This is a genomic window from Paucibacter sp. TC2R-5, assembly GCF_025717605.1.
Taxonomy (GTDB): domain Bacteria; phylum Pseudomonadota; class Gammaproteobacteria; order Burkholderiales; family Burkholderiaceae_C; genus Paucibacter_A; species Paucibacter_A albus.
In genome coordinates, this window is the sequence record NZ_JAJIRQ010000001.1 from 50,212 (window position 1) to 77,126 (window position 26,915).

General features: G+C 61.8%; 27 protein-coding genes. 16 read left to right on the top strand and 11 right to left on the bottom strand.

Annotation, left to right across the window (positions count from 1 at the left end; all coding sequences use genetic code 11):
* Positions 1-19: 19 nt before the first annotated feature.
* Both LNV08_RS00250 and rsgA read right to left on the bottom strand, forming a co-directional pair.
* Entirely contained in the window at positions 20-364 is a 345-nt protein-coding gene (locus LNV08_RS00250) for a nuclear transport factor 2 family protein (RefSeq protein WP_263531656.1), read from the bottom strand.
* A gap of 116 nt (positions 365-480) precedes the next feature.
* Positions 481-1,575 (bottom strand): ribosome small subunit-dependent GTPase A, encoded by a 1,095-nt coding sequence (gene rsgA, locus LNV08_RS00255; protein ID WP_263531657.1) that lies wholly within the window; start codon positions 1,573-1,575, stop codon positions 481-483.
* A 716-nt stretch (positions 1,576-2,291) separates the two neighbouring features.
* Here rsgA and LNV08_RS00260 point away from each other — a divergent pair.
* The 7 genes from LNV08_RS00260 to LNV08_RS00290 all read left to right on the top strand — a co-directional run bounded on the left by LNV08_RS00260 (position 2,292) and on the right by LNV08_RS00290 (position 9,690).
* Positions 2,292-2,441 (top strand): hypothetical protein, encoded by a 150-nt coding sequence (locus LNV08_RS00260; protein WP_263531658.1) that lies wholly within the window; start codon positions 2,292-2,294, stop codon positions 2,439-2,441.
* Between the two features lie 534 nt (positions 2,442-2,975).
* On the top strand, positions 2,976-4,601 hold the full coding sequence (locus LNV08_RS00265; protein WP_263531659.1) for a gamma-glutamyltransferase family protein: 1,626 nt from the start codon (positions 2,976-2,978) through the stop codon (positions 4,599-4,601).
* A gap of 406 nt (positions 4,602-5,007) precedes the next feature.
* Positions 5,008-6,363 (top strand): MFS transporter, encoded by a 1,356-nt coding sequence (locus LNV08_RS00270; protein WP_263531660.1) that lies wholly within the window; start codon positions 5,008-5,010, stop codon positions 6,361-6,363.
* Positions 6,364-6,369: 6 nt separating this feature from the next.
* A complete protein-coding gene (locus LNV08_RS00275; RefSeq protein WP_263531661.1) occupies positions 6,370-6,948 on the top strand; it encodes a GNAT family N-acetyltransferase in 579 nt (192 codons plus the stop codon).
* A 145-nt stretch (positions 6,949-7,093) separates the two neighbouring features.
* Positions 7,094-7,699 carry a chemotaxis protein CheW gene (locus LNV08_RS00280; RefSeq protein WP_263531662.1) on the top strand — a complete coding sequence of 202 codons (606 nt, stop codon included), beginning with the start codon at positions 7,094-7,096 and terminating at the stop codon, positions 7,697-7,699.
* Between the two features lie 41 nt (positions 7,700-7,740).
* Positions 7,741-8,286 carry a pseudouridine synthase gene (locus tag LNV08_RS00285; RefSeq protein WP_263531663.1) on the top strand — a complete coding sequence of 182 codons (546 nt, stop codon included), beginning with the start codon at positions 7,741-7,743 and terminating at the stop codon, positions 8,284-8,286.
* 108 nt (positions 8,287-8,394) lie between these two features.
* Positions 8,395-9,690, top strand: coding sequence for an acetyl-CoA hydrolase/transferase family protein (locus LNV08_RS00290; RefSeq protein WP_263531664.1), 1,296 nt, complete (start codon positions 8,395-8,397; stop codon positions 9,688-9,690).
* 11 nt (positions 9,691-9,701) lie between these two features.
* On the opposite strand, the gene LNV08_RS00295 is transcribed toward LNV08_RS00290, so the two are convergent.
* Positions 9,702-10,136, bottom strand: coding sequence for a DUF3224 domain-containing protein (locus tag LNV08_RS00295; RefSeq protein ID WP_263531665.1), 435 nt, complete (start codon positions 10,134-10,136; stop codon positions 9,702-9,704).
* A gap of 223 nt (positions 10,137-10,359) precedes the next feature.
* On the opposite strand from LNV08_RS00295, the gene LNV08_RS00300 reads away from it, so the two are divergent.
* The 3 genes from LNV08_RS00300 (at position 10,360) to LNV08_RS00310 (ending at position 14,411) form a co-directional block, all read left to right on the top strand.
* The gene (locus tag LNV08_RS00300) at positions 10,360-11,169 is read left to right on the top strand and encodes a helix-turn-helix domain-containing protein (protein ID WP_263531666.1); all 810 of its coding nucleotides are present in this window, start codon (positions 10,360-10,362) and stop codon (positions 11,167-11,169) included.
* Between the two features lie 14 nt (positions 11,170-11,183).
* Complete coding sequence (locus LNV08_RS00305; protein ID WP_263531667.1) at positions 11,184-12,191, top strand: NAD-dependent epimerase/dehydratase family protein; 1,008 nt, start codon at positions 11,184-11,186, stop codon at positions 12,189-12,191.
* A gap of 63 nt (positions 12,192-12,254) precedes the next feature.
* Positions 12,255-14,411, top strand: coding sequence for a diguanylate cyclase (locus tag LNV08_RS00310; protein ID WP_263531668.1), 2,157 nt, complete (start codon positions 12,255-12,257; stop codon positions 14,409-14,411).
* 4 nt (positions 14,412-14,415) lie between these two features.
* Here LNV08_RS00310 and LNV08_RS00315 read toward each other — a convergent pair whose 3' ends face one another.
* Entirely contained in the window at positions 14,416-15,345 is a 930-nt protein-coding gene (locus LNV08_RS00315; RefSeq protein ID WP_263532273.1) for a polyprenyl synthetase family protein, read from the bottom strand.
* A 334-nt stretch (positions 15,346-15,679) separates the two neighbouring features.
* Here LNV08_RS00315 and rplU point away from each other — a divergent pair, with 334 nt between their 5' ends.
* From rplU to proB, 4 genes are all read left to right on the top strand, one after another.
* The gene (gene rplU / locus LNV08_RS00320) at positions 15,680-15,991 is read left to right on the top strand and encodes a 50S ribosomal protein L21 (protein WP_263531669.1); all 312 of its coding nucleotides are present in this window, start codon (positions 15,680-15,682) and stop codon (positions 15,989-15,991) included.
* A gap of 42 nt (positions 15,992-16,033) precedes the next feature.
* Positions 16,034-16,291 (top strand): 50S ribosomal protein L27, encoded by a 258-nt coding sequence (gene rpmA / locus LNV08_RS00325; RefSeq protein WP_263531670.1) that lies wholly within the window; start codon positions 16,034-16,036, stop codon positions 16,289-16,291.
* Between the two features lie 179 nt (positions 16,292-16,470).
* Complete coding sequence (gene cgtA / locus LNV08_RS00330) at positions 16,471-17,559, top strand: Obg family GTPase CgtA (RefSeq protein ID WP_263531671.1); 1,089 nt, start codon at positions 16,471-16,473, stop codon at positions 17,557-17,559.
* Positions 17,556-18,677 carry a glutamate 5-kinase gene (gene proB / locus LNV08_RS00335; RefSeq protein ID WP_263531672.1) on the top strand — a complete coding sequence of 374 codons (1,122 nt, stop codon included), beginning with the start codon at positions 17,556-17,558 and terminating at the stop codon, positions 18,675-18,677. The genes cgtA and proB overlap by 4 nt, the downstream gene beginning before the upstream one ends.
* A 13-nt stretch (positions 18,678-18,690) precedes the next feature.
* Here the strand turns inward: proB and LNV08_RS00340 are convergent, their stop codons facing one another.
* On the bottom strand, positions 18,691-19,320 hold the full coding sequence (locus tag LNV08_RS00340) for an RNA pyrophosphohydrolase (RefSeq protein ID WP_263532274.1): 630 nt from the start codon (positions 19,318-19,320) through the stop codon (positions 18,691-18,693).
* Positions 19,321-19,442: 122 nt separating this feature from the next.
* On the opposite strand from LNV08_RS00340, the gene LNV08_RS00345 reads away from it, so the two are divergent.
* The gene (locus LNV08_RS00345; protein ID WP_263531673.1) at positions 19,443-21,188 is read left to right on the top strand and encodes a proline--tRNA ligase; all 1,746 of its coding nucleotides are present in this window, start codon (positions 19,443-19,445) and stop codon (positions 21,186-21,188) included.
* On the top strand, positions 21,185-21,820 hold the full coding sequence (locus tag LNV08_RS00350) for a lytic transglycosylase domain-containing protein (protein WP_414858658.1): 636 nt from the start codon (positions 21,185-21,187) through the stop codon (positions 21,818-21,820). Before LNV08_RS00345 ends, LNV08_RS00350 begins: the two co-directional genes overlap by 4 nt.
* 2 nt (positions 21,821-21,822) lie before the next feature.
* Here the strand turns inward: LNV08_RS00350 and LNV08_RS00355 are convergent, their stop codons facing one another.
* The 6 genes from LNV08_RS00355 to hemA all read right to left on the bottom strand — a co-directional run bounded on the left by LNV08_RS00355 (position 21,823) and on the right by hemA (position 26,899).
* Positions 21,823-22,410 (bottom strand): UbiX family flavin prenyltransferase, encoded by a 588-nt coding sequence (locus LNV08_RS00355; RefSeq protein WP_263531674.1) that lies wholly within the window; start codon positions 22,408-22,410, stop codon positions 21,823-21,825.
* Positions 22,411-22,421: 11 nt separating this feature from the next.
* Positions 22,422-22,736, bottom strand: coding sequence for a Grx4 family monothiol glutaredoxin (grxD, locus tag LNV08_RS00360; RefSeq protein WP_263531675.1), 315 nt, complete (start codon positions 22,734-22,736; stop codon positions 22,422-22,424).
* Between the two features lie 82 nt (positions 22,737-22,818).
* Positions 22,819-23,439, bottom strand: a complete 621-nt coding sequence (locus LNV08_RS00365; protein WP_263531676.1) for a hypothetical protein — start codon at positions 23,437-23,439, stop codon at positions 22,819-22,821.
* Between the two features lie 98 nt (positions 23,440-23,537).
* Entirely contained in the window at positions 23,538-24,368 is an 831-nt protein-coding gene (gene prmC / locus LNV08_RS00370; RefSeq protein ID WP_263531677.1) for a peptide chain release factor N(5)-glutamine methyltransferase, read from the bottom strand.
* Positions 24,369-24,429: 61 nt separating this feature from the next.
* A complete protein-coding gene (gene prfA, locus LNV08_RS00375; protein ID WP_263531678.1) occupies positions 24,430-25,515 on the bottom strand; it encodes a peptide chain release factor 1 in 1,086 nt (361 codons plus the stop codon).
* Between the two features lie 76 nt (positions 25,516-25,591).
* Positions 25,592-26,899, bottom strand: coding sequence for a glutamyl-tRNA reductase (gene hemA / locus LNV08_RS00380; RefSeq protein WP_263531679.1), 1,308 nt, complete (start codon positions 26,897-26,899; stop codon positions 25,592-25,594).
* Between the last annotated feature and the right edge of the window lie 16 nt (positions 26,900-26,915).

Here is a 26,915-nt window from a genome sequence, read left to right on the forward strand (position 1 = left end):
ATGAGTGCGAACTTCGCCCTCAGTCGGCGCCGAAAAAATAGACCTCGGCAATCAGCCCGTCGCGGCAGCGGTAGACCACGCCGACCTGCTGGGCCGAGTCGCCGCGACCATGCACCAGTTCATGGTCGATGACGGTATTGCCCATCACCATGCGCTGGGCGACTTCGGCCTGCACCTGTGGCTGAGCAAACGGCCCGGCTTGGTAACTGGCCCGAAAAGCGGCGCGTCCGAGCAGATTCGGCACCTCCGCCGGCATGCGCCAAACCTTCACATCCTCGCTGTAGCAGGCGACGAAGGCGTCGAGGTCTTTGGCGTTATAGGCCAGCAACTGGTCCTGAGCGAGTTCGGTCGGTGTGCGGTTCATGGTGGTGCGTTCCTGTCTGCTTTTGGGCCTCGATTGAGAGGCGGGCGCAGTTTCGCATGCGCCCGCCCTGGCTGCCGTAGCAGCTTAGCCGCTGCTTTGCTTAGCCGCCGCCTTGCTTAGCTGCCGCGCTTTGCCCGCACCGCGGCGTTGCCAATGCGGCCCCAGATTTTGCGAACGGCCAGTTGCTCGCGCTTGTCCAGATAGCTCATCTGATCGCGCGCCGCCTCGCGTTGCAGTTTTTGAAAGCTCTTCAGCCTAGCCGGGCTGAGCGTGCCCTGAACCGCACACCCGGGCTCGCCTTGATGCGCGCAATTGCGGAACTTGCAGCCGCTGGCCAGTTCGCTAACGTCATCAAAAGCCAGCTTCAAGCTGGCAACATCGCCGTCCAAAGCCAGGCTGCGCAGACCCGGTGTATCGATGATGCAGGCGCCGCCCAGGCAACGCTTTAGGCTGCGCCCGGTGGTGGTGTGACGGCCTCGGCTGTCATCCGCGCGCACGCTGCCGACGGCCTGCAAGGGCGCTTGGCACAGCGTATTGGTCAGCGTCGACTTACCCGCGCCGCTGGAACCCAAAAGCACCAGGGTTTGGCCCAACCCCAGCCAGGGTTGCAGCATTGAGCGGGTGCTGGCGGCGCTGCCGTCCACGGCCAGAATGTCCAGCACGCCGCCGTGGCTGCGGCTCAGGTGCGCGCGCACCTCGGCGACTCGAGCGGCCACATCAGGGCATAAATCGGCCTTGCTCAAGACGATCAGGGCGGGCACGCCGGCCGAATGCGTGAGCACCAGATAGCGGTCGAGGCGGGCGAGTTTGAAGTCACGGTCCAAACCCATCACCAGCACTGCCAAGTCGACATTGCTGACCAAGGCTTGGCGTCGCCCTTCGGGGTCGCGTCTGCTCAAGCTATTGACCGGCGCGGCGCGAGCGTGAATCCAGCTTTCGCCGAAGTCGTTTTGCCTGACCAACACCCAATCGCCGACGCTCAAGTTCTCGCCTGCTGCGTGCAGCGACTGAGTCAAAGCGGGTAGCGCACGCGCTTGCTGCGGCGGCGCGTCGGCGGACTGCAGGCCGAATGAATCCCGGTGCACCTCGGTCAGGCGGCAGAGCCGGGCGCCGCCGCTCCAGTCGAGGGCCGCAAGGGCAGGGCGAAGTTGAGTGAAATTGAGTCCGAGTGTGCGTAGGTTTTCGAAATTATGGGCTTCTAAATTGAACATGAGGGTGTTGACGGTGAACGTATCCAGCCCGTGGCGGTCCCAAAAATTGGGCGGCACAGGGCATGACCGCAGATCCGGGCCAAATCAAGGCCAGGCTCAAACGGAGCGGGGATGCGAAACGTCGGCCGCGAGCGAACTTGCGAGTTCGGGCGGTAGCTCAGGCCTGCTTGATCACGAGCCAGTGAAGCAGTTGGGTCGCCATCAAGGCGGCGCTGCTTCAAGCATTCAAACAATCATGCAGTGGCGAGAGCCTGCTCAATAAATCGCGCAGCGGGAAGAGCCCGGTGCTGGAGCAAGGCGGCCGACGACGAGAAGGCAATATCAATTGTGGCCATGCTGTGCTCCTTGATGAGTTGAGGGGTGGAAGCGGCGCAGTGTGCCTGCGCGGCCGGGCCTGGGTCAAGTGCCGTAAGCAAGAGCGTGAGGGGCAAGCAACATGGGCTGCAAGGAAATTGCCAGCACAAAAGCAAAGGGCCACCACCTTTCGGTTTGTGGCCCTTCTGACTTCCGGACACCATCAAGGATGGCGACGGTTTTCTTGGCACTGGTGACGGGTTCCAGAACTCTGCCCAATCTGCAGCCGGTTCTTGCCTTGAATGAACGCTATTGTGCGGGGCTTTTGTGACAGCGTTTTGACGAAAAGCAAAGAAAAAGCATCGCTGATCGAAATTCTGTCGCGCCGGCCCTAACGCTTCATTGCAAGGTCAGAAACCCTTGTGTCAATTCAAGACTTGGCAGGCGCCTCGGCCTTCTTCAGCTCAGCACTTTTGCTGGCGCTTGTCGCTTCCGTCTTCACGGGCAAGGTGCCAGCGCTGGCGCTGCTGGGTGTCGCGTCGGTGGGCTTGCTGAGGGCCTTGTGCTTGTGACCATGTTTGGCCGAATGCTTGGCCTCCGGGGCAGTCGCTGGCGCAGTGGTCGTTGCCGCTGTTGTTGCCGTCTTTGTCGCCGTTATAGCTGCCGGTGCTGCCGTAGTCGTGGGGGGCGTGCTGGTCGTGCTGAGGGTGGACTTTTGCGCGGCTGCGGCTGGGTCGGTCGCTGCTTTGATCGCAACTTTTGTCGCTGTAGAAGTGGCGGTAGCTGTCACTGCAGGGCTAGCGTTAGCGCCCGTTTGTGCCATTGCGGCGCCCACTGTGAAAGCCAGCAGAGCGGGGATCATTGCATTTTTCATGGTGGTCTTCATCAGGATTTCTCCAAGGGTTGCGAAAGGTAGTGGTTCAACGACGCTGCGGATGCAAGGGTTGACCCTGTTGCCGCAGCGTTGCAAAGCGTTACAAACAGCCCAGCAGAGAATCGAGATCGGGCCAAGTAGGGGTCTTGTGCGTTGTTCGCGCCGAACGCTTCAGCCACCGCGCCGGCCCCCTCACAATGCACAGTCCGGCCAATCACTGGGAGAGCCAAGCATGACGAGTCCTTTCAACTGGAACAAGAGTTACGCCAGCGTGCGCAGCCCTGTGTTTGCGCGCAATATCGTGTCGACCTCGCACCCCTTGGCGGCGCAAGCGGGCTTGCGCATCCTGGCGCAAGGCGGCAACGCGGTTGACGCTGCTATCGCCACCGCAGCTTGCATGACCCTGGTCGAGCCCTGCAGCAATGGCCTGGGATCGGACGCTTTTTGCATCTTGTGGGATGGCACCCAGTTGCATGGCCTGAATGCCTCGGGCACGGCGCCTGCCGCCTGGACGCCTGAGCATTTTTTCAAGAACTATGGGCGCGATCTCAAGGCGCCTCCCAAGCGCGGGTGGGGCGGCGTGACGGTGCCAGGCGCGGTGGCCGGATGGGTCGCTTTGAGCGAGCGTTTCGGCAAGCTGGATTTTGCTGATTTGATGGCGCCGGCGATAGAGATTGCCGATCGTGGGTATGCGGTGCCGGTGATCGTGCAGAGCAAATGGGCGCTGGCCGCAGCCCTTGCCGAGTTGACCGAGCAGCCCGGTTTCGCCCAGGCCTTTTTGCCGCGAGGCCGGGCACCCGCAGTGGGCGAGTTGTTCAAGTTCCCCGATGCCGCTCGAACTTTGCGTTTGATTGCGCAGACCAAGGGCGAGGCCTTTTACCGAGGCGAGGTGGCCGAGGCGGTGCAGAAATTTTCCCGCGAGACCGGTGGCGCGATGACGGCGGCCGACTTTGCGGACTACAAGCCCGAGTGGGTGGAGACGATCTCGCAAAGCTATGCAGGTCATGAGCTGCATGAGATACCGCCCAACGGGCAGGGCATTGCGGCCTTGATTGCGCTGGGCATCCTCAAGCATCTGGATCTGCCTTCGCAAGAGGTGGATGGCGTGGCTGCACAACATATGCAGATTGAGGCGATGAAGCTGGCATTCGCCGATGTATACCGTTATGTCAGCGACCCCCGCAGCATGAAAGTGACGGCGGCCGAAATGCTGGAGCCCAGCTATCTGGCGCAGCGCGCCAAGCTGGTGGACATGGGCCGGGCTCAGGACTTCAAATGCGGAAACCCGGTCAAGGGCGGCACCATCTACCTCACGACCGCCGACGAGAGCGGCATGATGGTCAGCTTTATTCAAAGCAACTACATGGGCTTTGGCTCGGGCTTGGTGGTGCCGGGTTACGGCGTGTCTTTGCAAAACCGGGGGCACTGCTTCAACTTAGAAGCCGGCCATCCGAACGTCGTGGCGCCGGGCAAGCGGCCCTTCCATACGATCATCCCGGCATTCCTGATGCGAGATGGTCGGCCGGTGATGAGCTACGGCGTGATGGGCGGCAATATGCAGCCGCAAGGCCATATGCAGACCTTGGTGCGTATGCTGGACTTTGGCCAGAATCCGCAAGCTGCCTGTGATGCGCCGCGCTGGCGCTTCAACGAGGGGCTGTCGCTCAATATTGAGCCACATATGCCAGCGGCCACCATTGACGGTCTGCGCGCTTTAGGCCATCAAATCGGCGATATCCACGACAGCTATCAAGATTTTGGCGCCGGCCAGTTCATCTGGCGAATGGGCGACCCTGCTGCGCAAGGCTATGTGGCGGCCAGTGATCCGCGCCGGGACGGTGCCGCCGTGGGGTTTTAAGCGCGGGCCGAAGGTTCTGTATGGTGTGCTGAGTCCGCTGCAGATCGCCCGGCACATGTCTTTTTTCACTTGTTCAGGCAGGACTGGGGCTGCTACGATTGTGTTCAAAGTTGACGGAAGTCAATCCAAAATACCGCCAAGCCATGACCAAACTCCTCGACCGCACCCGACGCAGCACGCCCCGTGCCGCTGGCGTGCGCGCTCGCGCGGGCAAGGCTGGTCGGCCCGCGCCGGTGCTTGCGCATTGACGGTGCTCGGCCAGCCCGGCGCGTGATTTTTATCCGCGCTGTTTTCCGCGCTACCCAGCGAAACTTGTACCCGCCCGAGTTTCGCAACAAATACAGCAGATTTATGCCCGGCCCTCGCTGTACCCCAGCGTTGTGGCCCGCAATTTGGAGACATTCCCATGCAGCAAACCCTGCTCAGTTCTTGGTTTGAACGAATACGGCGTGCGCTGACACTGCCGGCTACCGACTTGTTGCGCGACGCCGTTTACCGGCGCCTGTGGTCGTCCATCCTGATCAGCTCCTTGGGTGGGCAGATCACGATGCTGGCGCTGCCCCTGACCGCCGCTGTGTTACTCAATGCCAGCCCGACCCAGATGGGCTTGTTGACGACGATGGAGATCTTGCCCTTCGTGCTGTTCTCCCTGCCCTCGGGCGTGTGGTTGGACCGCGTCCGCAAGCTGCCTGTGTACATCTGGGGCGAGACGCTGCTGGCCTTGGCCGTGGCCACCGTGCCCTTGGCCGCGCTGATGGGTTGGCTGACCATGACCTGGCTTTATGTGGTGGGCTTTGTGCTGGGCACCGTCTACACCACGGCAGGCAGCGCCGCGCAAATCGTCTTGACCCAAGTCGTTAGCCGTGACCGCTTGGTTGAGGCCCATGCCAAGAATGCGCTGGCCTCCAGCGGCGCCGAGGTGGCGGGGCCAGGTCTTGCCGGCATGTTGATCAAGCTGATGGGCGCGCCGATGACTTTGGCGGTGGATGCGATCTTGGTCTTGATTTCGGCGCTGATTCTGCGCGGCATCAAGGTCGATGAAGTCTTGCACAAGGGCGATGGCGCGGCCTTTTGGCGCGACTTGAAAGCGGGCGTGCGCTTTGTGCGCGAGCGCGCTTTGTTGATCGGCCTGGCCTGTGCGGTGGGCAGCTGGCAGCTGTTCAACAACGCCGCCCAGGTGGTGCAGATTCTGTTCGCCACCCGCACGCTGGGCCTGAGTGCGCAGCAGGTCGGTTTGAGCTATGTCGCGCTGGGCGCTGGCACGGTCTTGACCAGTATCTTGGGCCACCGGATTAGCCGCCGGCTCGGCCCCGGCCCTTGCTTGGTACTCGGTATTGCGGTCACTGGCCTGGGTTGGCTGCTGCTGGCCTTGGTGCCGTCCAATACATTCGGCATCGCGGCCTTTGCCTTCATGCTGTTTGCTTTTGGTGTCGGCGCGGTGCTGATTTTCATCAACTTTTTGTCGCTGCGCCAAGCAGTAACGCCGGCGCCAATGCTGGGCCGTATGACCAGCACCATGCGTTGGCTGATCCTGATTCCGGCTGGCCCAGGCGCGCTCGCCGGTGGCTGGCTGGGTGAGCATATGGGGCTGCGTTCGGCCTTGCTGTTTGCGGGTGTCGGCACCTTGGTGCTGAGCCTGATCGCCTGGCGCCATCCCGTGTTGCGCGCGGTGCGCGAGTTGCCCACGCCGGACGAAGACGAGCCGGCTCTCGGTGCCGAGGCCACGCCGGGTGGGCCTGCCGAGCTGATGCCCAGCAAGTGAGTGGCCATGAGCGCAAGACCTGACCCCATTCTGATCGAGGTGCCCGAGGTTCTTGAAACCGAACGGCTGATTTTGTGTGCGCCGCGCCCCGGCATAGGCCCGGCTCTTGCCGTGGCGATCGCTGAATCGCTGGTGCAGCTGAGCCCTTGGATGTCTTGGGCTCAGCAAGTGCCCAGCTTTGAGGACAGCGAGGCGGTGGCGCGCCGCCTCTGCGCGGATTTCATGGCCCGCCGTGATTTGACCTATCAAATCTATGACCGCGTCGCCGAAGGTAGGCGCCTGCTGGGCGGCTGCGGCCTGCACCGTCTGGATTGGGAGGTGCGGCGCTTTGAGATTGGCTACTGGATTCGCAGCAGCGCGCAGGGTCAAGGCTTTGTCAGTGAAGCGGTGATGGCGCTCACAAGGCTGGCGTTTGAGCAGTTGCAGGCGCGCCGGATCGAGATCCGCATGGACGATGTCAATCTGCGCAGCCGTGCGGTGGCCGAACGCTGTGGCTTCGAACTCGAAGGCATCTTGCGGCGCGACAGCCTGACGCCGGCCGGTGAAGTCAGAAATACCTGCGTCTATGCGCGCTTGGGGCTTTGACAGGGCGCCAGCTTGGGTTTCGTTCCAATTCGGCCGCGAACGTGAGATCCGCCGCGCAAAGCCAAAGCTTTGAAGCGCGCGGCATCGGCTTGCTCCCTATCATCGAGACACCAGCATCTGCTGGCATCCCCCCGGAGCACCCGCCATGAGCGCACAGCAACTGAGTCAGACCCCATCCGCGTCGCGAGCTTTGGCGGCGCCCGCAAAAGATGTTGCTCAAACGGCGATGGCGAAGCTGCGCGTCGAGGTCCTGTCTTTTCACCTCGGCAAAGAGGAGTACGGCATACCGCTGAGTTGCGTGCAGGAGATTCGATCCTTCCAGGCTCCGACGCGTTTGGCCGGTGCCAGCGCCGAGTTGCTGGGCGTGCTGGACCTGCGCGGGGAAGTTCTGCCGGTGGTCGATCTGCGTCAGTGCTTTCACATGCCCACGGCCGAGGTCACGGCAGCGACGGTGGCCATCGTCGTCAATCTGGCTCAGCGCAGCGTGGGCATCGTTGTAGACAACGTCAATGAAGTCGTTGACCTCGGCCCTGAGCAGCAGCGCAGCATGCCGGCGATGACGGGCATGGCCAATGATGGCCACATCATGGGCATTGGCTCCATCGGGCCGCGCATGTTGCTGCTCTTGGATTTGAATCGCCTGCTGGGCGGACGCAACTTGGGGGACGCGGGGGACTCCGAGGCAAGGAATGCAAGGGATGAGGGCAAGGAAGAAGATGTGGCGCAAGAGCTGGACGCCTGCTTGGCCTGAGTCTGCCGCGATACTGGCGGCAATCCGATTTTTGCCCGCCCATGAAGCTGATTCTTTTCAACAAGCCCTTCCAAGTCATGAGCCAGTTCTCGCCGCAAGCCGGCCGCGAGACCTTGGCCAACTATTTGCAGATTCCCGACATCTACCCCGCCGGCCGTCTCGACGCCGACAGTGAGGGCCTGATGCTGCTGACCGATGACGGGCGCCTGCAGCACCAGATCAGCCATCCCAAGCACAAGGAAGCGAAGACCTACACGGTGCAGGTCGAAGGCGTGCCCGACGAGCAGGCGCTGCTGCGCCTGAGCCAGCCCTTGGATCTGCGTGACTTTGTCACCCAGCCCTGCCGGGTCGAACAGATAGCCGAGCCGGATTGGCTGTGGCCGCGCGACCCGCCGGTGCGCAAGCGCCTGAGCATCCCGACCAGCTGGCTCAGCATCACGCTCAAGGAAGGTAAAAACCGCCAGGTCCGGCGCATGACGGCGGCGGTGGGCTACCCGACCTTGCGCCTGATTCGCAGCGCGATCGGACCTTGCTCCTTGCTCAGCCACCCCTTGCGGCCGGGCGAATGGCTGCAGTTGCCGACCTAAAGCGTCTGGACAGGCTTGCAAAAGAGCGGCCTTTGCAAGAAAGCAGCAAGCCGGCGAGCCTAGTATGCAGAGCTGATATCCAGCAACGCACTGAGAGGAAGGCAGCCCATGTCTCATCAAGACCTGTACCGCAAAAAGTTGGCCACTTGTGAGGACGCGCTGGGGCTGCTGCGCGACGGCGACTTCATCATCATCCCCACCGGTGTGGGCGAGCCGCCGACGCTGTTGACGGCCTTGTCCGACGCGCGCCGGCGTTTCCACGACATCAAGCTGGGGCAGATTCTGGCCGTGCGCAAATACGGCTACTTCGACCCCGAGACCGTCGAACATGTGCGTCATGTGTCGTTTTTCTACGGCGCCGCCTCGCGCGCCGGCGGGCAGGCCGGCTGGGTAGACTTCATCCCCAGCTATTTCTCCGAGATGCCTGGCTTGATCGAGCGCAAGCTGATTCCCGCCGATGTGGTTTTGAGCATGGCCTCGCCCATGGATCAGCATGGCTATTTCTCGCTCAGCCTTGGGGCGGACTACACGATGGCCGCATTGAAGCAGGCGCGTGCCATCGTGCTGGAGGTCAATCCGAATGTGCCCTTTGCCAATGGCAATTGCCAAATCCATATCTCACAGGTGACGGCCTTGATCGAGAGCAACGAGCCGGTGACTGAGGTGGGCCTGCCCAAGATTGGGCCGGTGCAGGAGGCCATTGGCAAATACGTGGCCGATATGATCGATGACGGCTCGACCTTGCAGATCGGTTATGGCGGCATCCCCGATGCGGTGGTGATGCAGCTGAGCGCCAAGCATGATCTGGGTGTGCATACCGAGATGATTGGTGACGGTATTTTGAGTCTGGTGGAATGCGGCGCTGTCACCAACCGGCGCAAGAACTATCTCCCCGGCAAGATGGTGGCGACCTTTGCCTTGGGTTCACAAAAGCTCTACCGCTTTATGGACCGCAATCCTGGTCTGGAGATGCACCCGGTCGATTTCACTAACGACCCCTATCTGGCCGGCCAGAACGACAAGCTGGTTGCCATCAACGCGACCTTGCAGATTGACTTGCTGGGCCAATGCGGGTCGGAGTCCTTGGGGCCGACGCCTTACTCTGGCACCGGCGGGCAAAGCGACTTTGTGCGCGCCGCCAACCGCTCCAAGGGCGGCAAGGCCTTTATCGTGCTGCCGTCCACGGCCAAGGGCGACAGCATCAGCCGCATCGTGCCGACGCTGGCGCCGGGTACCCATATGAGCACCAGCAAGAACGACATCAACTATGTGGTCAGCGAGTTCGGTGTCGCTCGGCTGCGTGGCAAATCAGCCAAACAGCGGGCGCAGGAGTTGATCGCCGTTGCCCACCCGGACTTCCGCGCCGAGTTGCGTCAGGCGGCCAAGGCGATCAATCTGTTGTAGTGGCGTAACGTTTAGGCTAGGCGGTAGTTCAGCTCGTAGAAATGCACACCGGCCTCGATGCGCAGCATCAACTCGCCGCTGATGCCGGCCAGCTCACCCAGGCCAGAGCCGGGCACGATGTGGATGCGCAAGTCCTGCTTGCCGCCACTCATCAGCCCCAGATGAGCGAGTGCAAAGCTGCCCTTGCGGCCCTGCAACTCGCCGACAAAAGACTCAAGCGCTGTGTAGGCGGCCTCGCCCAGCTGGGGTTGGCCGGCCATTTGCATTTCGCCGACCGCGCTGCCCACCAAGTCGCCGCTGTACTGCTTGCTGAGGCTGCGTTTGAACAGCGGCGTGCCGTCGGCCGGGCTTCCGAGCGGCTCGGGTGGGCCGATCTTGACTTCGAAGGCGCCCTTGGCGCTGAGGGCGGTTGCTGCGGGCTTGGCCGTGCTGGCTGTTGCGTTCATTGATTGACTCCACAATGTGATGAGGCCGCCCATGCTTGCCAGCAAGCTGCGGCGTAGGACTTTGTTTTGACTCATTTTTTGCATGAACGCATCATCGACGCTTGTTGGTTCTCCGGCTTGTACAAATCCGACAAGCGAACTCGGCGCGGCGCAAAATTTGCGCTTGAATGAGCGTGCGCTGTTGGCGCCGGCAGCCGGTGCGTTAGGGGGAATGACAGCGGGAATGACTGCGCCGCCGTTTCAATTGCATCGCTATCCGGTCAGCGTGGCGCTGTCTCCTTGGCTGGACTTTCATTGGTTGATCGAATGGGATCTGCCGGGCGGGCTGCATCATAGCCAGCGCGTGCTGCCCTTTCCTAATACGCATCTGGTTTTCGAGGCCGGGGCCAGCGCGCTGCATGGTGTGGCGAGCGGTGTCTTTGTGCGGCGCCTGCAGGGGCGAGGCCGAGTGCATGGCCTGCGCTTCAAATGCGGCGGTCTGCGTGCCTGGTTGAATGGCTCGGTGCAGACCTTGAGCGGGCGCCAAGTGCCGCTTGACGAAGCGTTTGCTTGGGCTGAACCGGCGCATGTCTTGAGCACGGAGCAAGCGGTGCTCGGCGCCGGCTCGCATCACCTGTCCATTGCGGCCGCCGAAGCCTTTTTGCTGGCGCATCTGCCCGCTGTGGACCCCTGGGTGGCAAGGCTCGACACGGCTGTGCAGCAGGTGATGCAAGACAGCAGCCTCACAAGGGTCGCTGATTTGCAAGCCTTGCTGGGTTTGGATGCAGGCAGCGAGCGCAGCTTGCAACGCCGCTTCTCCGACAGCGTCGGTGTCTCGCCCAAATGGGTGATTCAGCGCGCCCGACTGCAAGACGCGCTGCAGGCCTTGGCGCAACAGCAGGCGCCGAGCTTGGCAGAGTTGGCGCTACGTCTGGGGTTTTGCGATCAAGCGCATTTCAGCCGCTGTTTTCGGCAAACCACCGGGCATACGCCGGCTCAGTACCGTGAAACGCTAAACCGCAGCATGGAGAATGGCCCGCATCCGAATGCATGAGTTGGGGCCTAACGATGAAAATACTGATACTCGGCGGCACACAATTCCTGGGCCGGCATATGGCAGCGCTGGCGCTGGCTGCCGGCCATGAAGTGACGCTGTTCAACCGTGGCAATCATGGCCACGATCTGTTCCCGGCGGCCGAACAGATCCGCGGCGATCGTTTGCTGGATCTCTCAGCCCTGCGCGGGCGGCGTTGGGATGCGGTGTTCGACGCCAGTTGCTATTTGCCCAGCGCCGCCCGACGCAGCGCCGAGCTGCTGGCCGATGCGGTTGAGCACTATTGTCTGATCAGTTCGATTTCGGTCTTCCCGCAAATCAATGCCGATACCGTCGAGACATCAAGTTTGGCGCAATTGTCGGCCGAACAATTGGCGGCGGCTGAAGCGCAGGCCACAGGCCTAGGCTCTCAGTCGGGCGGCGGCTATGGCGCGGCCTATGGTGGGCTAAAGGCCTTGTGCGAGCGTGAACTCAGCCGTGTGATGGGCTCGCGCGCGCTGATTGTGCGGCCCGGCTTCATCATTGGCCCCTATGACTACAGCCCACGCCTGCGTTATTGGCTGGAGCGCATGAGCGAGGGCGGGCGCGTGCTCGCGCCGGGCCGGCCAGGGCGGCCAGTGCGTTTGATTGATGCACGCGATATTGCTGCTTGGTGCTTGGCGCTGGCGCAGGCTCGCACGGGAGGCATCTTCAATGCCACCGGCCCGGACGGGCAGACGATGGGGGACTTGCTGCTGGCTTGCAGAGCCGCTACCGGGCTGAAGTCCGAGCTGGTCTGGTGCAGCGAGGCCGAGCTTGAGGCCGCCGGCGCTGTGCCTTTTCAAGATTTGCCCTATTGGTTGCTTGACGCCGACAACGCGATGATGGAGGCGCGCAGCGTTGCGGCTGTCGCAGCGGGCCTGTGCTTGAGGCCGCTGTTGAACTCGCTGCTCGATACGGCCGACTGCTTGCGGGGCCAGCCACCCCTATTGGCCAGCACCCTGAGCCGGATGCGTGAACAGGAACTTTTGCTTGGCCGCTGATCTGGGCTAGCATGAAGGTGGTACCGGCGCAGCTGGGCTTGCCAGTCCAAAGGGAGTCATGATTTGCCCAAATTGATGCCTATGAACGCCTTGCTGCGATTGTGTCTCGCGGCCCTGCTTGCCCTGCTGTGCTCGCTGGGGTGGGCGCAAAAGTCACCAGCCGGCAACGGCGCAGTAGCGCTTGACGCTGCCCAGCGCGCCTGGATCAACGAAAACAAGGACCGGGTCTTCAGCGTCGGCTTTGACCCCGAGGCAGGCTTCGACAGTTTCGAGTTCCAGGGCCGCCGTATCGGTCTCTTGCCGGCCTTGCTGGAGGACATGCAGACCCAGCTGGGTTTGCGCTTGCTGCCGGCAGAAGTTAAGAATTGGGATGATGCCTACGGCCGTTTTCTGGCCGGCAAGATTGATTTGCTGTACGGCGCCAACCCGACGGCCGAGCGCGAGAAGGTCATGCGCTTCACGCAGGCCGCGCAAAAATATCCCTATGTGGTGTTCGCCCGTAAGGATTCGCTGGTGCAAACCTTGGGCGACTTGGATGGCAAGCCGGTTGGTTTTTTAGCCAATGACTTTGTGATCGAGCGGCTGCCCGCCGAATTCCCCAATGTGCAGGTGCGGGCGGCGAGCTTTGAGGATCAGCGCGAAGGCTTGAGGGCCTTGGTGGCCGGTGATGTAGACGGCTTTGTAACGGCCGGGGGCGGCGTTGAGTACGAGTTTCTGAATGATTTCCCCGATTTGATTTTGATCGCCGAAATCAAGGCCATCACCTCGGACATGACCTTCGCTGTGGCCAAGGACCGGGCTATCTTGGCCCAGATCATTGACCGCTATCTGGACCATCGTCAGCTCATCATCCAAAACCTCGCCCGTGAAGCCCGGCGCAATTACAACCGCAAGGTGCTGCGCCTCAACGAGGCCGAACTCGCCTGGTTGGCGAAAAACGGCGAGGCTGTCGTGGGGGTGGCGGAAGACTATCTGCCCTTTGATCATTTTGACAAAGGCGAATACAAAGGCATTGCCGGCGCCACGTTGGACCGCATTGCCGATTTGATCGGCATCCGCTTCAAGGTCGTCAGCGGCACGTTTGCAAAAATGCTGGAGCGCGCTCAAGCGGGCGAAGTCCAGGTGCTGAACCTGGCCAAGACCGATGAGCGGCAGCAACATTTTCTCTTTCCGCGTGCCATCAGCACCGAGCGCGACATCATCGTCGGGCTCAAGAGCAGCCCGCCGGTGCAAGATGTTTATGGCCTTGACGGCAAGCGGGTGGCCGTTATCGATGGTTTTTGGCATGAAGAATATCTGCGCAAAAACCTGAAAAGCCCCCACATCGTTAAGACCGCCGACATCATGGCTTCGCTTCGCCTGTTGCGCGCCGGCGAGGTGGACTATGTGATCGAAAACCCCACCGTGCTTGAGTTCTACATCAACGGCCTGGGCTATACCGATCTGGTCAAGCGCGGTAACACGTCCAAGGATTCTTTCATCTATTTTGGTGTCACGCGCCAGCAGCCGGAGCTGGCTTCGATTCTGGACAAGGTCATTCCCTTGATTCAGTTTGAGGAGATGAAGTATTTAGGTATGCAGACGGTGCCGACCTTGCGCAATGAGGCCAATTTGCAGCTGACGCAGTTGCTGGCTGCGCTGGCGCTGGCGCTGCTGGTGATTCTTGTCGTGACCCTTCGCACAGTACGCAAGCTGGCGGAGCAAAAGGCCAAGACGCAGTTTTTGCGCGAGCGCGAGCACCTGCTCTACACCGACAGCCTGACCGGTTTTTACAACCGCAACTATTTCAGCCAAAAGGCCGATTCGGTGATGAGCACGGACTTCCCGCAGGCGATCGTGGTCGCCGATATGAACAATCTCAAACGTGTCAATGACAGCCATGGCCATGCGGCCGGCGATGCCTTGATCAAGGCATTTGCCGAAGCTGCGCGCGCGCAATGGCCGCAGGCCACGCATTACCGGATTGGCGGCGACGAGTTTCTATTTCTCTTGCCGCACTGCTCTGAGGAGCAGGTTTTGCGCGAGCTGGAGGCCCTGAAGCAGCGCTGCCAGCAGGCTCGTTTTGAGGTGGCGCCGCAGCTTTGGGTCAGCCCAAGCGCAGCCTTAGGTCATGCATCGAGGCTTGATGCTCAAAGCGCCTTGCAAGCCTGTATCGCGCAGGCCGACGCACGGATGTACGCGGCCAAGGCGAGCATGAAAAAACGCAGTACCGACGAATAGCAGCTCAGGAAGAGCGCTCAACCGACTGTGCGGCGAAATCCATCAGCGATTCACGCCATTTGGAATGCGGCAACAGGCTCAGGCAGTCTCGCGCCAATTTGGCTTCGGCTCGGGCCGCTTCGCGGGTGGCTTCAAGGGCGCCGGTTGAGCGCACGATGGCGACGATCTCGTTCAAGCGCTCCTGTTCGCCATGCTCAATTGCGTGTCGCAGCAGCAAGCGCTGTTCACTGGTGCTGCGCTCCATGGCAATCAACAAGGGCAGCGTCGTCTTGCCTTCCCGCAGATCGTCGCCCACGTTCTTGCCCAGCGCCTGGCTGTCGCCTTCATAGTCAAGCACATCGTCAATCAGTTGGAAAGCTGTGCCGAGCGCGCGGCCATAGCCTGCACAAGCTTCTTCAATTTCGGGGCTGCTGTCGGCCAAAACGGCGCCCAGGCGCGCGCTCGCCTCAAAAAGCTTGGCTGTCTTAAATCGAATCACGCGCAGGTAACTGTCTACGCTGATGTCCGGGTCATGCATATTCATCAGCTGCAGAACTTCACCCTCGGCGATCACATTCGTCGCTTCGGCCAATACTTCCAAGACGCGCATGCGGTCGACCGAGACCATCATCTGGAAGGCGCGTGAGTAGAGGAAGTCACCGACGAGCACGCTGGCAGCGTTGCCGAATAAAGCGTTGGCGGTCTGCTTGCCGCGGCGCAGTGAGGACTCGTCAACCACATCGTCATGCAGCAATGTGGCGGTGTGGATGAACTCCACCACAGCGGCCAGCTCGAAACGCTGCGGGCCTGTGAAGCCGAGCGCGTTGGCGAACAGCAGCACCAACTTGGGTCGCATGCGCTTGCCGCCTGCGTGGACGATGTAGCCGGCGATCTGATTGATCAGTGCAACCTCGGATCCGAGGCGATCCGCGATCACGGCATCGACCTGTTGCATTTCGGCCGCCAAGGTGGCTAGCACTTCGTTATTTGCGGGGCCGTTGGAAGGGGCCGAAGGGGTCGAAGCAGACGCAGCGTGCACGCTCGGATCTCAGTTGAATGAAGCGTTCATTATAGGGAGCAGCCCGAGTGAAGGCGGGCTGCGCGTGGCGTGGATTGTGCTTCAGCGTTGCAACAAAAATGTCCTGCGCGAGCGCAGCTTGTCGAAATTCCGCTTCCGTGCTAAACTCGTTGGCTCTGCGCCTTTTGGAAAGGTGCGGGGTTGAGGCCTGTGGGCTTTCGGCTTTGAGAGCCGATCAAGCTTTACGGGTGGTTTAATTGAAAGGGCTGATATGTACGCGGTCATAAAAACCGGCGGTAAGCAATATAAAGTTGCTGCCGGCGAAAAGATCAAAATAGAACAGATTGCTGCGGATGTTGGCCAAGAGATTGTGATCGACCAAGTTCTCGCCGTTGGTAGCGGCGCGGATCTGAAGGTTGGCACTCCCTTGGTTGCTGGCGCAAGCGTCAATGCCACTGTTGTGGCTCACGGTAAGCACGACAAAGTGCGCATCTTCAAGATGCGCCGTCGTAAGCACTACAAGAAGAGTCAAGGCCATCGCCAGACGTATACCGAGCTGTTGATCAGCACGGTGAACGGCTGATCGAGAGCTGACTTTTTAGCCAACAGTTCAAGGAGATAATCCATGGCACAGAAAAAGGGCGGCGGTTCAACACGAAACGGCCGCGACTCCAAACCTAAGATGCTCGGTGTGAAGGTCTATGGCGGCCAATCCATCTCGGCAGGTTCCATCATCGTGCGCCAGCGCGGTACCAAGTTCCATCCCGGCACCAATGTCGGTATCGGCAAGGACCACACGCTGTTTGCCTTGATCGACGGCCAAGTGTCGTTCGCCATCAAGGGTGAGAAGAGCCGTCAGACGGTTTTTGTCACCGCTGTCTAAACTTAGATAGCCGATGAGCACCGCAAGCGGAGGGCAGCAGCCGACCGCTTGCATCAGGTGACGCAAAAGCCCCGCCTAGCCGGGGCTTTTGCTTTTTGAGGCTGCAGCAAGGCCTGTGTTCGTCCCCCTGGACGAGCGCCGCTTTGCCTTAACATCAGCCTCAAAGGGCGTAAAGCATTATGAAGTTCATAGACGAAGCCACCATCGACATCGTGGCCGGCAATGGTGGTGCCGGTTGTGCGAGCTTTCGGCGTGAAAAGTTCATCCCGTTTGGCGGGCCGGACGGCGGCGATGGTGGTCGAGGCGGAAGCGTCTTTGCCGTGGCCGACAGCAATCTCAATACCTTGATCGATTACCGCTACGCGCGCCGCCACGAGGCCCGTAACGGCGAGGCCGGTCGGGGTTCCGACCAATACGGCGCAGCGTCGGATGACATCATTCTGCGCATGCCGGTCGGCACCATTGTCAAAGACCTGGAAACCGACACCGTGATCGCCGAGCTGATTGAGCCGGGCGAGAAGATCTTGTTGGCCAAGGGCGGCGATGGCGGCTTTGGCAATCTGCATTTCAAGACCAGCACCAACCGTGCTCCGCGCCAAAAGACGCCGGGCTGGCCCGGCGAGGCCAAGAAGGTCAAGCTGGAATTGCGCGTGCTGGCTGACGTTGGCTTGTTGGGCCAGCCCAACGCAGGCAAGTCCACCTTGATCACGGCGATCTCCAACGCCCGCCCCAAGATTGCCGATTACCCTTTTACAACGCTGTACCCGAATCTGGGTGTGGTGCGTGTGGGGCCGGAGAAGAGCTTTGTCGTCGCCGACATCCCTGGACTGATCGAGGGAGCCTCTGAAGGTGCTGGTCTGGGTCATCAATTCCTGCGTCATTTGCAGCGCACCAGGCTGCTCTTGCATGTGGTTGATCTGGCCCCGTTTGATCCGTCGGTGGACCCGGTTGTCGAGGCCAAGGCCATCGTCAATGAGCTGAAGAAGTACGACGAGGAGCTGTACAACAAGCCGCGTTGGTTGGTGCTTAACAAGCTGGACATGGTGCCTGAAGAGGAGCGCGCCAAGCGTGTCAAGGACTTCGTCAAGCGCTACAAGTGGAAGGGCCCGGTGTTCGAAATCTCGGCCCTGACCCGCGATGGTTGCCAACCGCTGATCCATGCCATCTATGACCATGTGGCGACAGCGCACAAGGTGATTGTTGAAGTTGATCCGCGTTTCCCTGAAGGGAAGCCCGTCAACGCGGCGCCTGCCGACGAGGCGGAATGAGCCGCGCGCTCGCGGGCGCTCGGCGCATTGTCGTCAAGGTTGGCTCCAGCCTGGTGACCAATGAAGGTCGCGGCGTCGATGCCGATGCGATCGGGAATTGGTGCCGTCAGTTGGCCGCCTTGGCGAGTGACGGTCGCGAGCTGATGATGGTGTCGAGCGGCGCCATCGCCGAAGGCATGAAGCGCTTGGGCTGGGCCGTGCGCCCCAAAGAATTGCATGAGTTGCAAGCTGCTGCGGCGGTGGGTCAGATGGGCTTGGCTCAGATGTATGAGAGCAAGCTGCGCGAGCAGGGCATGGGCAGCGCGCAAGTGCTCTTGACTCATGCTGACCTGGCCGACCGCGAACGCTATCTGAATGCGCGTTCGACCCTGCTGACCTTGCTGCAGCACCGCGTGCTGCCGGTCATCAACGAGAACGATACCGTCGTCAATGACGAAATCAAGTTCGGTGACAACGACACCCTCGGCGCCTTGGTCGCCAATCTGATCGAAGCTGACGCCTTGATCATCTTGACCGATCAAAAAGGCTTGTACTCGGCCGATCCCAGGCGCGATCCGCAAGCCCGCTTCATTGCCGAAGCGGTGGCGGGCACGCCCGAGCTGGAGCAGATGGCCGGCGGAGCGGGGTCAAGCCTGGGCCGCGGCGGCATGATCACCAAGATTCTGGCCGCCAAGCGTGCGGCCGGCAGCGGCGCCAACACGGTGATCGCATGGGGGCGCGAACCTGATGTGTTGATCCGCCTGTTGGCCGGCGAAGCGATAGGCACGGCCTTGCTGGCGACCACGCCCAAGTTGGCTGCGCGCAAGCAGTGGATGGTCGATCATCTGCAAATGCGCGGAGCCGTCAACATCGACGCCGGCGCGGCGGCCAAGCTGCAGGGCGAGGGCAAGAGCTTGTTGCCGATTGGCGTGCACGAGGTGCAGGGCGACTTCCAGCGCGGCGATGTGATCGCGGTGCGCGACCACGCCGGGCGCGAGCTGGCCCGAGGGCTAACGAATTACTCCAGCGCAGAAGCTCGCCTGATCATGCGTAAACCGTCGAGCGAGTTCGAGCGCTTGCTCGGCTATACGGCCGAACCCGAACTGATCCACCGGGACAATTTGGTCTTGCTCGGTTGATCGCTTGGGTCTGTCAGGGGCGTATCGGCGGTTCGCTTGAGCCAGCAGGCGGCAACTGTTCTTGCTCAGGCTCAGCCTTCGCCGGCGCTATTGCCTCAGCTTGTTGTCCATGGTCGCCGCGATGCGAATGCGGCCGCATACCGCCGCGCAGATAGCGGTTGTGATGGTTGATGCGCGGCAAATAGCGCGCCAACTCGGTCAGGGCGTTCTCGTAGACCCCGCGCTTGAACTCGATCACCGCTTCAAGAGGCACCCAGTAATCGTTCCAACGCCAGGCGTCGAACTCAGGGTGATTGGTGGCGCGCAAATTCATATCGCTGTCGCGACCCATCAATTGCAGCAAGAACCAAATCTGCTTTTGACCGCGGTAATGCCCTCGGGCATCGCGTCTGATGAAGTGGTCGGGCACCTCATAGCGCAGCCAATCGCGCGTGCGCGCGATGATCTGCACATGGTCAGGAACAAGCCCCACTTCTTCATGGAGCTCACGGAACATCGCCTGCTCAGGCGTTTCACCATAGTTAATGCCCCCTTGCGGGAACTGCCAGGAATGGGTGCGGATACGCTTACCCCAAAACACTTCATTCCTGTGGTTGAGCAGGATGATGCCGACGTTGGGGCGGAAGCCGTCACGGTCGAGCATAATCAACCTCGAATCTTTAGTTGTGTCAATTATTGCATTGGGTTGCCTCTTCGGCAGCCTCATCGCTAACCCTCACTCACCAAACCCTGCTTGGCCTTTGCGGCCGAGCCTTGCTAAGCGCCATGAAAGCCAGTCAGTTTTTTGTCTCCACGCTCAAAGAAGCACCCGCCGATGCCGAAGTTGTCAGCCACAAACTGATGATGCGAGCCGGCATGATCAAACGTATCGGCGCCGGCATCTATAACTACATGCCGATGGGCTTGCGCGTTATCCGCAAGGTCGAAGCGATCATCCGCGAAGAAATGACCCGCGCCGGTGCGGTCGAGTTGTTGATGCCGGTGGTGCAGCCGGCCGAGCTGTGGCAAGAAACCGGCCGTTTCGACAAGATGGGCCCCGAGCTGATGCGCGTGAAAGATCGCCATGGCCGCGACTTCATCATCCAGCCGACTTCCGAGGAGGTGATGACCGACATCGCCCGCCAAGAACTGCGCAGCTACAAGCAATTGCCGAAGAATTTCTATCACATCCAGACCAAGTTCCGGGATGAGCGCCGTCCACGCTTCGGCGTCATGCGTGGTCGCGAATTCACGATGAAGGATGCCTATTCCTTCGACCGTGATGTCGCCGCTGCAACCGTCAGCTACCAGGGCATGTATGCGGCTTACCAGCGCATCTTCGATCGCTTCGGCCTGCAATACCGCGCGGTCGCCGCCGATACAGGCGCCATCGGCGGTGAAATCTCGCATGAGTTCCAGGTGATTGCCGACACCGGCGAAGACGCGATCGTCTATTGCCCGACCAGCGATTACGCCGCCAATATCGAGTTGGCCGAAGGCGTGGCCTTGGCTACCGAGCGCGCGGCTGCTGCCCAGGCTTTGACCAAGACCGCCACACCGGGCAAGAGCACTTGCGAGGATGTTGCGGCCTTGTTGGCCCTGCCTTTGGCACAGACGGTCAAGTCCCTGGTCTTGGCCACCGATGAGTTGAACGACAAGGGCGAGATCATCAAGTCGACTGTGTGGCTCTTGCTGCTGCGCGGTGATCATGACTTGAACGAGGTCAAGGCCGGCAAGGTCGACGGGCTGAAAGCAGGCTTCCGTTTCGCCACTGTTGGCGAGATCGAGGATCACTTCGGCTGCAAGCCTGGCTATCTGGGCCCGATCAATTTGATTAAACCCGTCAAGGTCATCGCCGATCGCACCGTTGCCATGATGAGCGACTTCGTCTGCGGCGCCAATCAAGTGGACTACCACTTCACCGGCGCCAACTGGGGCCGCGATCTGCCCGAGCCTGACTTGATCGCCGACCTGCGCAATGTGGTGGTCGGTGATCCTTCACCGGACGGCAAAGGCGTGCTGGCGATTCAGCGCGGTATCGAGGTTGGCCATGTGTTCTTGCTCGGCACCAAGTATTCGGCCGATATGAAGGCCACCTTCCTGGACGAAAACGGCAAACCGCAGCTGATGGTAATGGGCTGCTACGGCATCGGCGTCACGCGCATTTTGGGCGCTGCCATCGAGCAAAGCCATGACGAGCGCGGCATCATCTGGCCGGACGCGATTGCGCCATTCAGCGTGGTCGTCTGCCCGATCGGCATGGACCGCAGCGAAGAGGTCAAGGCGGCCGCTCACAAGCTGCATGATGACTTGCAGGCGCTAGGCGTCGACGTGCTGCTGGACGACCGTGGCGAGCGCCCCGGCGCGATGTTTGCAGACTGGGAGCTGATCGGGGTGCCGCACCGCGTGGTCATCTCCGATCGTGGGCTGAAAGAGGGTCAGGTCGAATATCAAGGCCGGCGTGACGCCGAGGCCTCGAAGCTGGCGCTGGTTGACGTGCTTGCCCATTTGAAGGGCAAGCTCAAGCCTTGAAGCTGCTGGCTTTGCAGCGGCGCAGCCTGCTGGGCGGCGCTGCCCTTGCCTTGGCTGGGACAGGCCTGCCGCGCCTCAGCCAAGCGGGCACGCAGGTCGAGGAGCCGCTGGCCGACGCTGTGCGTTCGGCCTTGACGGCGGCGGTTGCTTATAGTGCGCCCCCCAAGCCGCGGTTCGACAATATCGAGGCGCGCTTGGCCTATTTGCGCTGGTTGGGCGCCACCAGTGAAAAGCTCAAAAGCCGCAAGAGCGAGGTGCAAACGCGCATCGAATTCTTGGAGTCGGTTTGGTACGAGGCCAAGCGGGCTGGCCTGGACCCCAGCTTGATGCTGGGCTTGGTGCAAGTAGAGAGCGGCTTTCGCAAATACGCCATCAGCAGCGCCGGTGCTCGGGGTTACACGCAGGTGATGCCGTTCTGGGCCCAGTTGATCGGTGACGGCCAGGCCTCGCGGCTCTTCCATATGCAGACGAATCTGCGCTTTGGCTGCGTGATCTTGCGTCACTATTTGGACCGCGAGAAGGGTGATATGTATCTGGCGCTGGGGCGCTACAACGGCAGCCGTGGCCGGCCCGAGTACCCGAATGCGGTGTTTGGCGCCCGCCGCCAATGGCTCGCCCCAGGCGAGAGCTGAACTCAGCTCTTGCTGTTCAAGCCGGCCCAGGCCTGCGGCCGCGCACCCAGCACGCCGCTCAACTCCAACACCCGCTCGGCACTTTCGTTGACCAGCTCTTCGATGCTTTTCGGGTGGTGATAAAAGGCCGGCAACGGCGGGAAGATGATGGCGCCCATCTCGGTCGCGGCCACCATATTGCGCAGATGTGCCAGATTGAAGGGCGTCTCGCGCACCATCAAAATCAACCGGCGGCGCTCCTTCAGCGTGACGTCGGCCGCGCGTGTGAGCAGGTTGTCCCCAAAGCCATGGGCCACCGAGGCCAGCGTCTTCATGGAGCAGGGCGCGATCACCATCGCTGCGGTCGCAAAGCTGCCACTGGCTATGCAGGCCCCGACATCGCCGGGCGCGTAGCAAAAGCTGGCTTCTTGCTCCAGCTCATGGCGGCTCAGACCCAGCTCATGGTGGGCGTTCAGCACGCCGGCCGGCGTCACGATCAGATGAGTCTCGAGGCCAAGCTCGCGGCCGCGCCGCAAGAGCCGCAGGCCGTAGGCCGCGCCGGTCGCGCCGGTGATGCCGACGACCAGCCGCTGTTGGGGGGATGCCGTCACGCAGGGCTGACTTATTTCGCGTCCAGCGTTTGTTGCAGCTCGCCAGACTCGTACATCTCCATCATGATGTCCGAGCCGCCGACGAATTCGCCGTTGATGTAGAGCTGGGGGATGGTCGGCCAGTTGGCGTAGTCCTTGATGCCTTGGCGCACTTCGGCGTCGTCCAGCACATTGAAGGTCTTCAGATCGGTGGCGCCGCAGGCCTTCAGGATCTGGATCGCGCGGCCGGAAAAACCGCACATCGGGAACTGGGCCGAACCCTTCATGAAGAGCATCACACGGTTGTTCTTCACCAAGTCGTCAATACGTTGCTGCACGTCGCTCATTTGCTATCTCGCCAAAAAGTGGAATCTCAGGCGCGATTATCGACGAGCCGGGCCGAGCCTATCGGCTGCGGCCCGAAAGAGCTCAATAACTGTAGGACAGGCCGAGCTGCAGTACCGGCCGGTAGCGCATATCGCGCAGCAGATCTTCCATACCTTGGCTGCGGTTGCTGCCCAGGCGCAGACCGCTGGTCGCACTGCCGTTGACCAGGCCGAGGTCGGCGCTGAAGCCCCAGCCACCCTTCAAGGATTGGCCTGTGTAGCCAATCCCAAGATATGACATCGAGCCGTAGGGGTCGTTGGCATCAATCAGTGGTGAGAGCAGGCTGATACTGCGTTGGCCCACCGACCAATACTGCCCGCCGCCGCTGTTCGCCCCTAGAGCCAGGCTAGCGCTGCTTTGCGAGAGTGAGCCCAGCATCAGGCCACCGGTGGCGCGCAAACCGCCCTGCACGCCATTCAGACCTGATCCGGTCAAGTAATAGTCGCCCAAGAGATTGGCGCTCAGCAGGCGGGAGCCGGTGTAGTGCTGCGCCTCGTAATAGCCGGCCGGTACAGGCTCAAGACTGCTCAGCTGCAGTCTGGCCTGCCAGCTGGGCACAGCCTGAGCCGGGTTTTGGCCCAGGTCGACTGCCCAAGAATTGACGCTAAGGGCCGCCAACAAAGCGAAGGCGGCAGCACTTGGAGTAAAACTTGCGAAGCTCATAGCGTTCTCCTGCGGCGATGGGACTGAGTCCATGCTACGCCCGCAACTGAACGCTGTGGAGATCAAATTACCAACAAATACACATTCTGTTGTGCCGATCAAATGGGCCAACGGCCAGCGCTGACACGCGGCTGGCCGCCGAGGTCTCGGCGCAAGCCCAGCTCGGCAAAACCCCTTGCACGCAAGGCCTCGGCCACTGCAGGCGCTTGGTTATAGCCATGCTCCAGCAGCAGCCAGCCGCCGGGCAGCAAATGCGCGGGCGCACCTTCAATCAATTGCTGCAGGTCCGACAAGCCGTCGCCGCCGGGCGTCAAGGCGCCGATGGGTTCGTGCTTGAGCGCCGGCAGATGCGGGTCGCCGCCGGCGATATAGGGCGGGTTGCTGACGATGACATCGAAGCGCTGGCCGGCCAAGGGCTGCCACCAGTCGCCCTGGTGAAAAGTCACATCCAGATTCAGCCGTTTTGCATTGCCTTGCGCCACCGCCAGGGCCGCTGCACTAAGGTCGACCGCGCTGACGACGGCTTCGGGAAAGCTGGCCTTGATGGCCAGCGCAATCGCACCGCTGCCGGTGCCCAGGTCAACCAGGCTTGGCGCGCCGCCCATGGTGGTCAGCAACTCGAGTGCCCAGTCCACCAGGGTCTCGGTATCTGCTCTGGGCACCAAGGTGTCCGGGGTGACGGTCAAGCGCAGGCCGTGGAATTCCTGTTCCCCGAGCAAATAGGCCAAGGGCATGCCGGCCGCGCGCTGTGTCATTTGCTCGACCAGCGTGGCGGCCAGCGCCGGCGCCAGCGGCGCGTCGTCATGGCTGATCAGCCAGGCGCGGTTTTGCTTCAGGCTTGCGGCCAGCAGCAGTTGTGCGTCCAGCCTATCAAGCCCGAGCGAGCGTGCCAGGCTCAAGGCCGAGCGCACGTCGGCGGGTACGTTCATTGCTTGGCCTCCGTGCTGCGCACTGCGGTGCGAGCCCCCTTCGGGGCGGCCGGGCGGGGGCTCATGTCCGGCCTTCTTCCAGCAAGGCCAGTTGCTCGGCGGCCTGTGCCGCTTGCAAGCCGGCGGCCACATCGTCCAGATCGCCGTCCATGATGGCGCCGAGCTTGTACAGCGTCAGGTTGATGCGGTGGTCGGTCAGGCGGCCTTGCGGGAAGTTGTAGGTGCGGATTCGGTCGCTGCGGTCACCTGTGCCGATCAGGCTCTTGCGGTTGGCGGCGTCTTGCGCCTCGCGGGCAACGCGGTCCTTGTCGCGCACCCGAGCCGCCAGCACCAGCATCGCCTTGGCCTTGTTGCGGTGCTGGCTGCGGTCGTCCTGGCATTCGGCCACTAAGCCGGTCGGCACATGGGTGATGCGCACGGCGCTGTCGGTCTTGTTGATGTGCTGGCCACCGGCGCCGCTGGCGCGGTAGGTGTCGATGCGCAGGTCGGCCGGGTTCAGCGTCACCTCTTCGGTCGCGTCCGGCTCGGCAATCACTGCCACCGTGCAGGCGCTGGTGTGGATGCGGCCCTGCGACTCGGTCGCCGGCACGCGCTGCACGCGGTGGCCGCCGGACTCGAACTTCAGCCGCCCGTAGACGCGCTCGCCCTCGATGCGCACGACCAGTTCCTTGTAGCCGCCCAGATCGGAGTCGCTGCTGGACAGAATCTCGGTTTTCCAACCCATCCGTTCGGCATAGCGCAGATACATGCGGGCCAGATCGGCGGCAAACAGCGCCGACTCATCGCCGCCGGCACCGGCGCGAATTTCCAGAAAGGCCGGCCTGTCGTCATCCGGGTCGCGCGGCACCAGGGCCAGCTGCAAAGCCGCGTGCAGGCGCGCCAGGTCGACCTCGGCCGCCTTGATTTCCTCGGCGGCCATTTCTGCCATCTCAGGATCATCGAGCAGCAGCCGCGCCTCAGCCAGATCGGCCTCGCGCTGCACATATTGGCGATATTGCGCATCCAGCTCGGCGACTTCGGATTGCTCCTTGGTCAGCGCCCGATAACGCTTCATATCGGCGGCAACGCTGCCGTCGCTCAAAATGGTGTCGAGCTCGCTCAGGCGGTAGCCGAGGCGGTCAAACTGCTGGCGCAGTGAATCTTTCATGGGGGAGAACTTTCAGCGGGAGGCGGCAAGGCCGGCTCGCAATAGGCAGGCCGGTAGGGCGTTGAGCGCCGCGCCGCTAATGCTCGCTGGGAGTTTCCGCCGGATTGCGGCTGCTGCTGCGCAAAAACAGCCGCGAGACGGTTTGTGCCAATTGCACGCGCTGCTCGCCGTCGCTGGCATGCAACTCGGCTAAGGCGCCGTGCAGCATCTTTTGCGTCAGGCCTCGCGACAAGGCTTCCAGCACCTCGTCGACATTGGCGCCGCGCGCCAACTGCTTGCGCGCACGTGCCACTTCATGCTCGCGCCAGTCATCGGCCTGCGCGTTCAAGGCCTGAATCAAGGGCACGGTATTGCGTTGACCCAGCCAATGCACAAAGCTCTGCACGCCGGTTTCGATGATGGCTTCGGCCTGCGCGACGGCGGCCTGACGCTTCTCGCCAGCCGACTGCACCAGACCCGCCAACTCATCGACGGTGTAGAGATAAACGTCATCGAGCTTGGCGACTTCGGGCTCGATATCGCGCGGCACCGCCAGGTCGACCATGAACATGGGCCGGTGCTTGCGGGCTTTGAGTGCCCGCTCGACGGCGCCTAGGCCGATCAAGGGCAGGCTGCTGGCGGTGCAAGAAATCACCGCGTCAAATTCGTGCAGGCGCTGCGGCAGGTCGGCCAAGCGAATCGCTTCGGCTCCCAAGCGACCGGCGAGTTTTTCGCCGCGTTCCAGCGTGCGGTTGGCGACCGCCATCGCCTTCGGCGTCTTGGCGGCAAAGTGGGTGGCGACCAATTCGATCATTTCGCCCGCACCCACAAACAGCACCTTGATCTGACTCAGGTCTTCAAACAGCTGCGCGGCCAAGCGTACCGAGGCGGCCGCCATGCTGATCGAATGCGCGCCGATTTCGGTCGAGCTGCGCACCTCTTTGGCGACCGAAAAGCCGCGCTGAAACAGCTGATGCAGGGTCGAGCCGACGGTGCCGGCCTGCGTGGCCTCGCGTACCGCTTGCTTCATCTGGCCGAGGATTTGCGGCTCGCCCAAGACCATGGAGTCCAAACCGCTGGCGACGCGAAATGCATGGCGGGCCGCTGCACTGCCTTCCACCACATAGGCGTGATCCATCAGCGAGGCGCTGCTGACGCCGCCGATACGAGCCAGCCAGTCCACGGCCGGCTGCACCATGCCCTGGCTGCCGGCGACATAGAGTTCGGTGCGATTGCAGGTCGACAGAATCGCCGCCTCGGGCCCGGATTTGCCCAGCTTGGTTGCCAAGAGCTGGTCACGAAAACCATGCAGTGTGGGTGCGAGTTGCTCCAGCGAGAATGCGAAACGCCCGCGCAGATCCAGCGGCGCGGAGTTGTGATTCAAGCCTAGGGCAAACACTGTCATGGACGGATTATAAAAT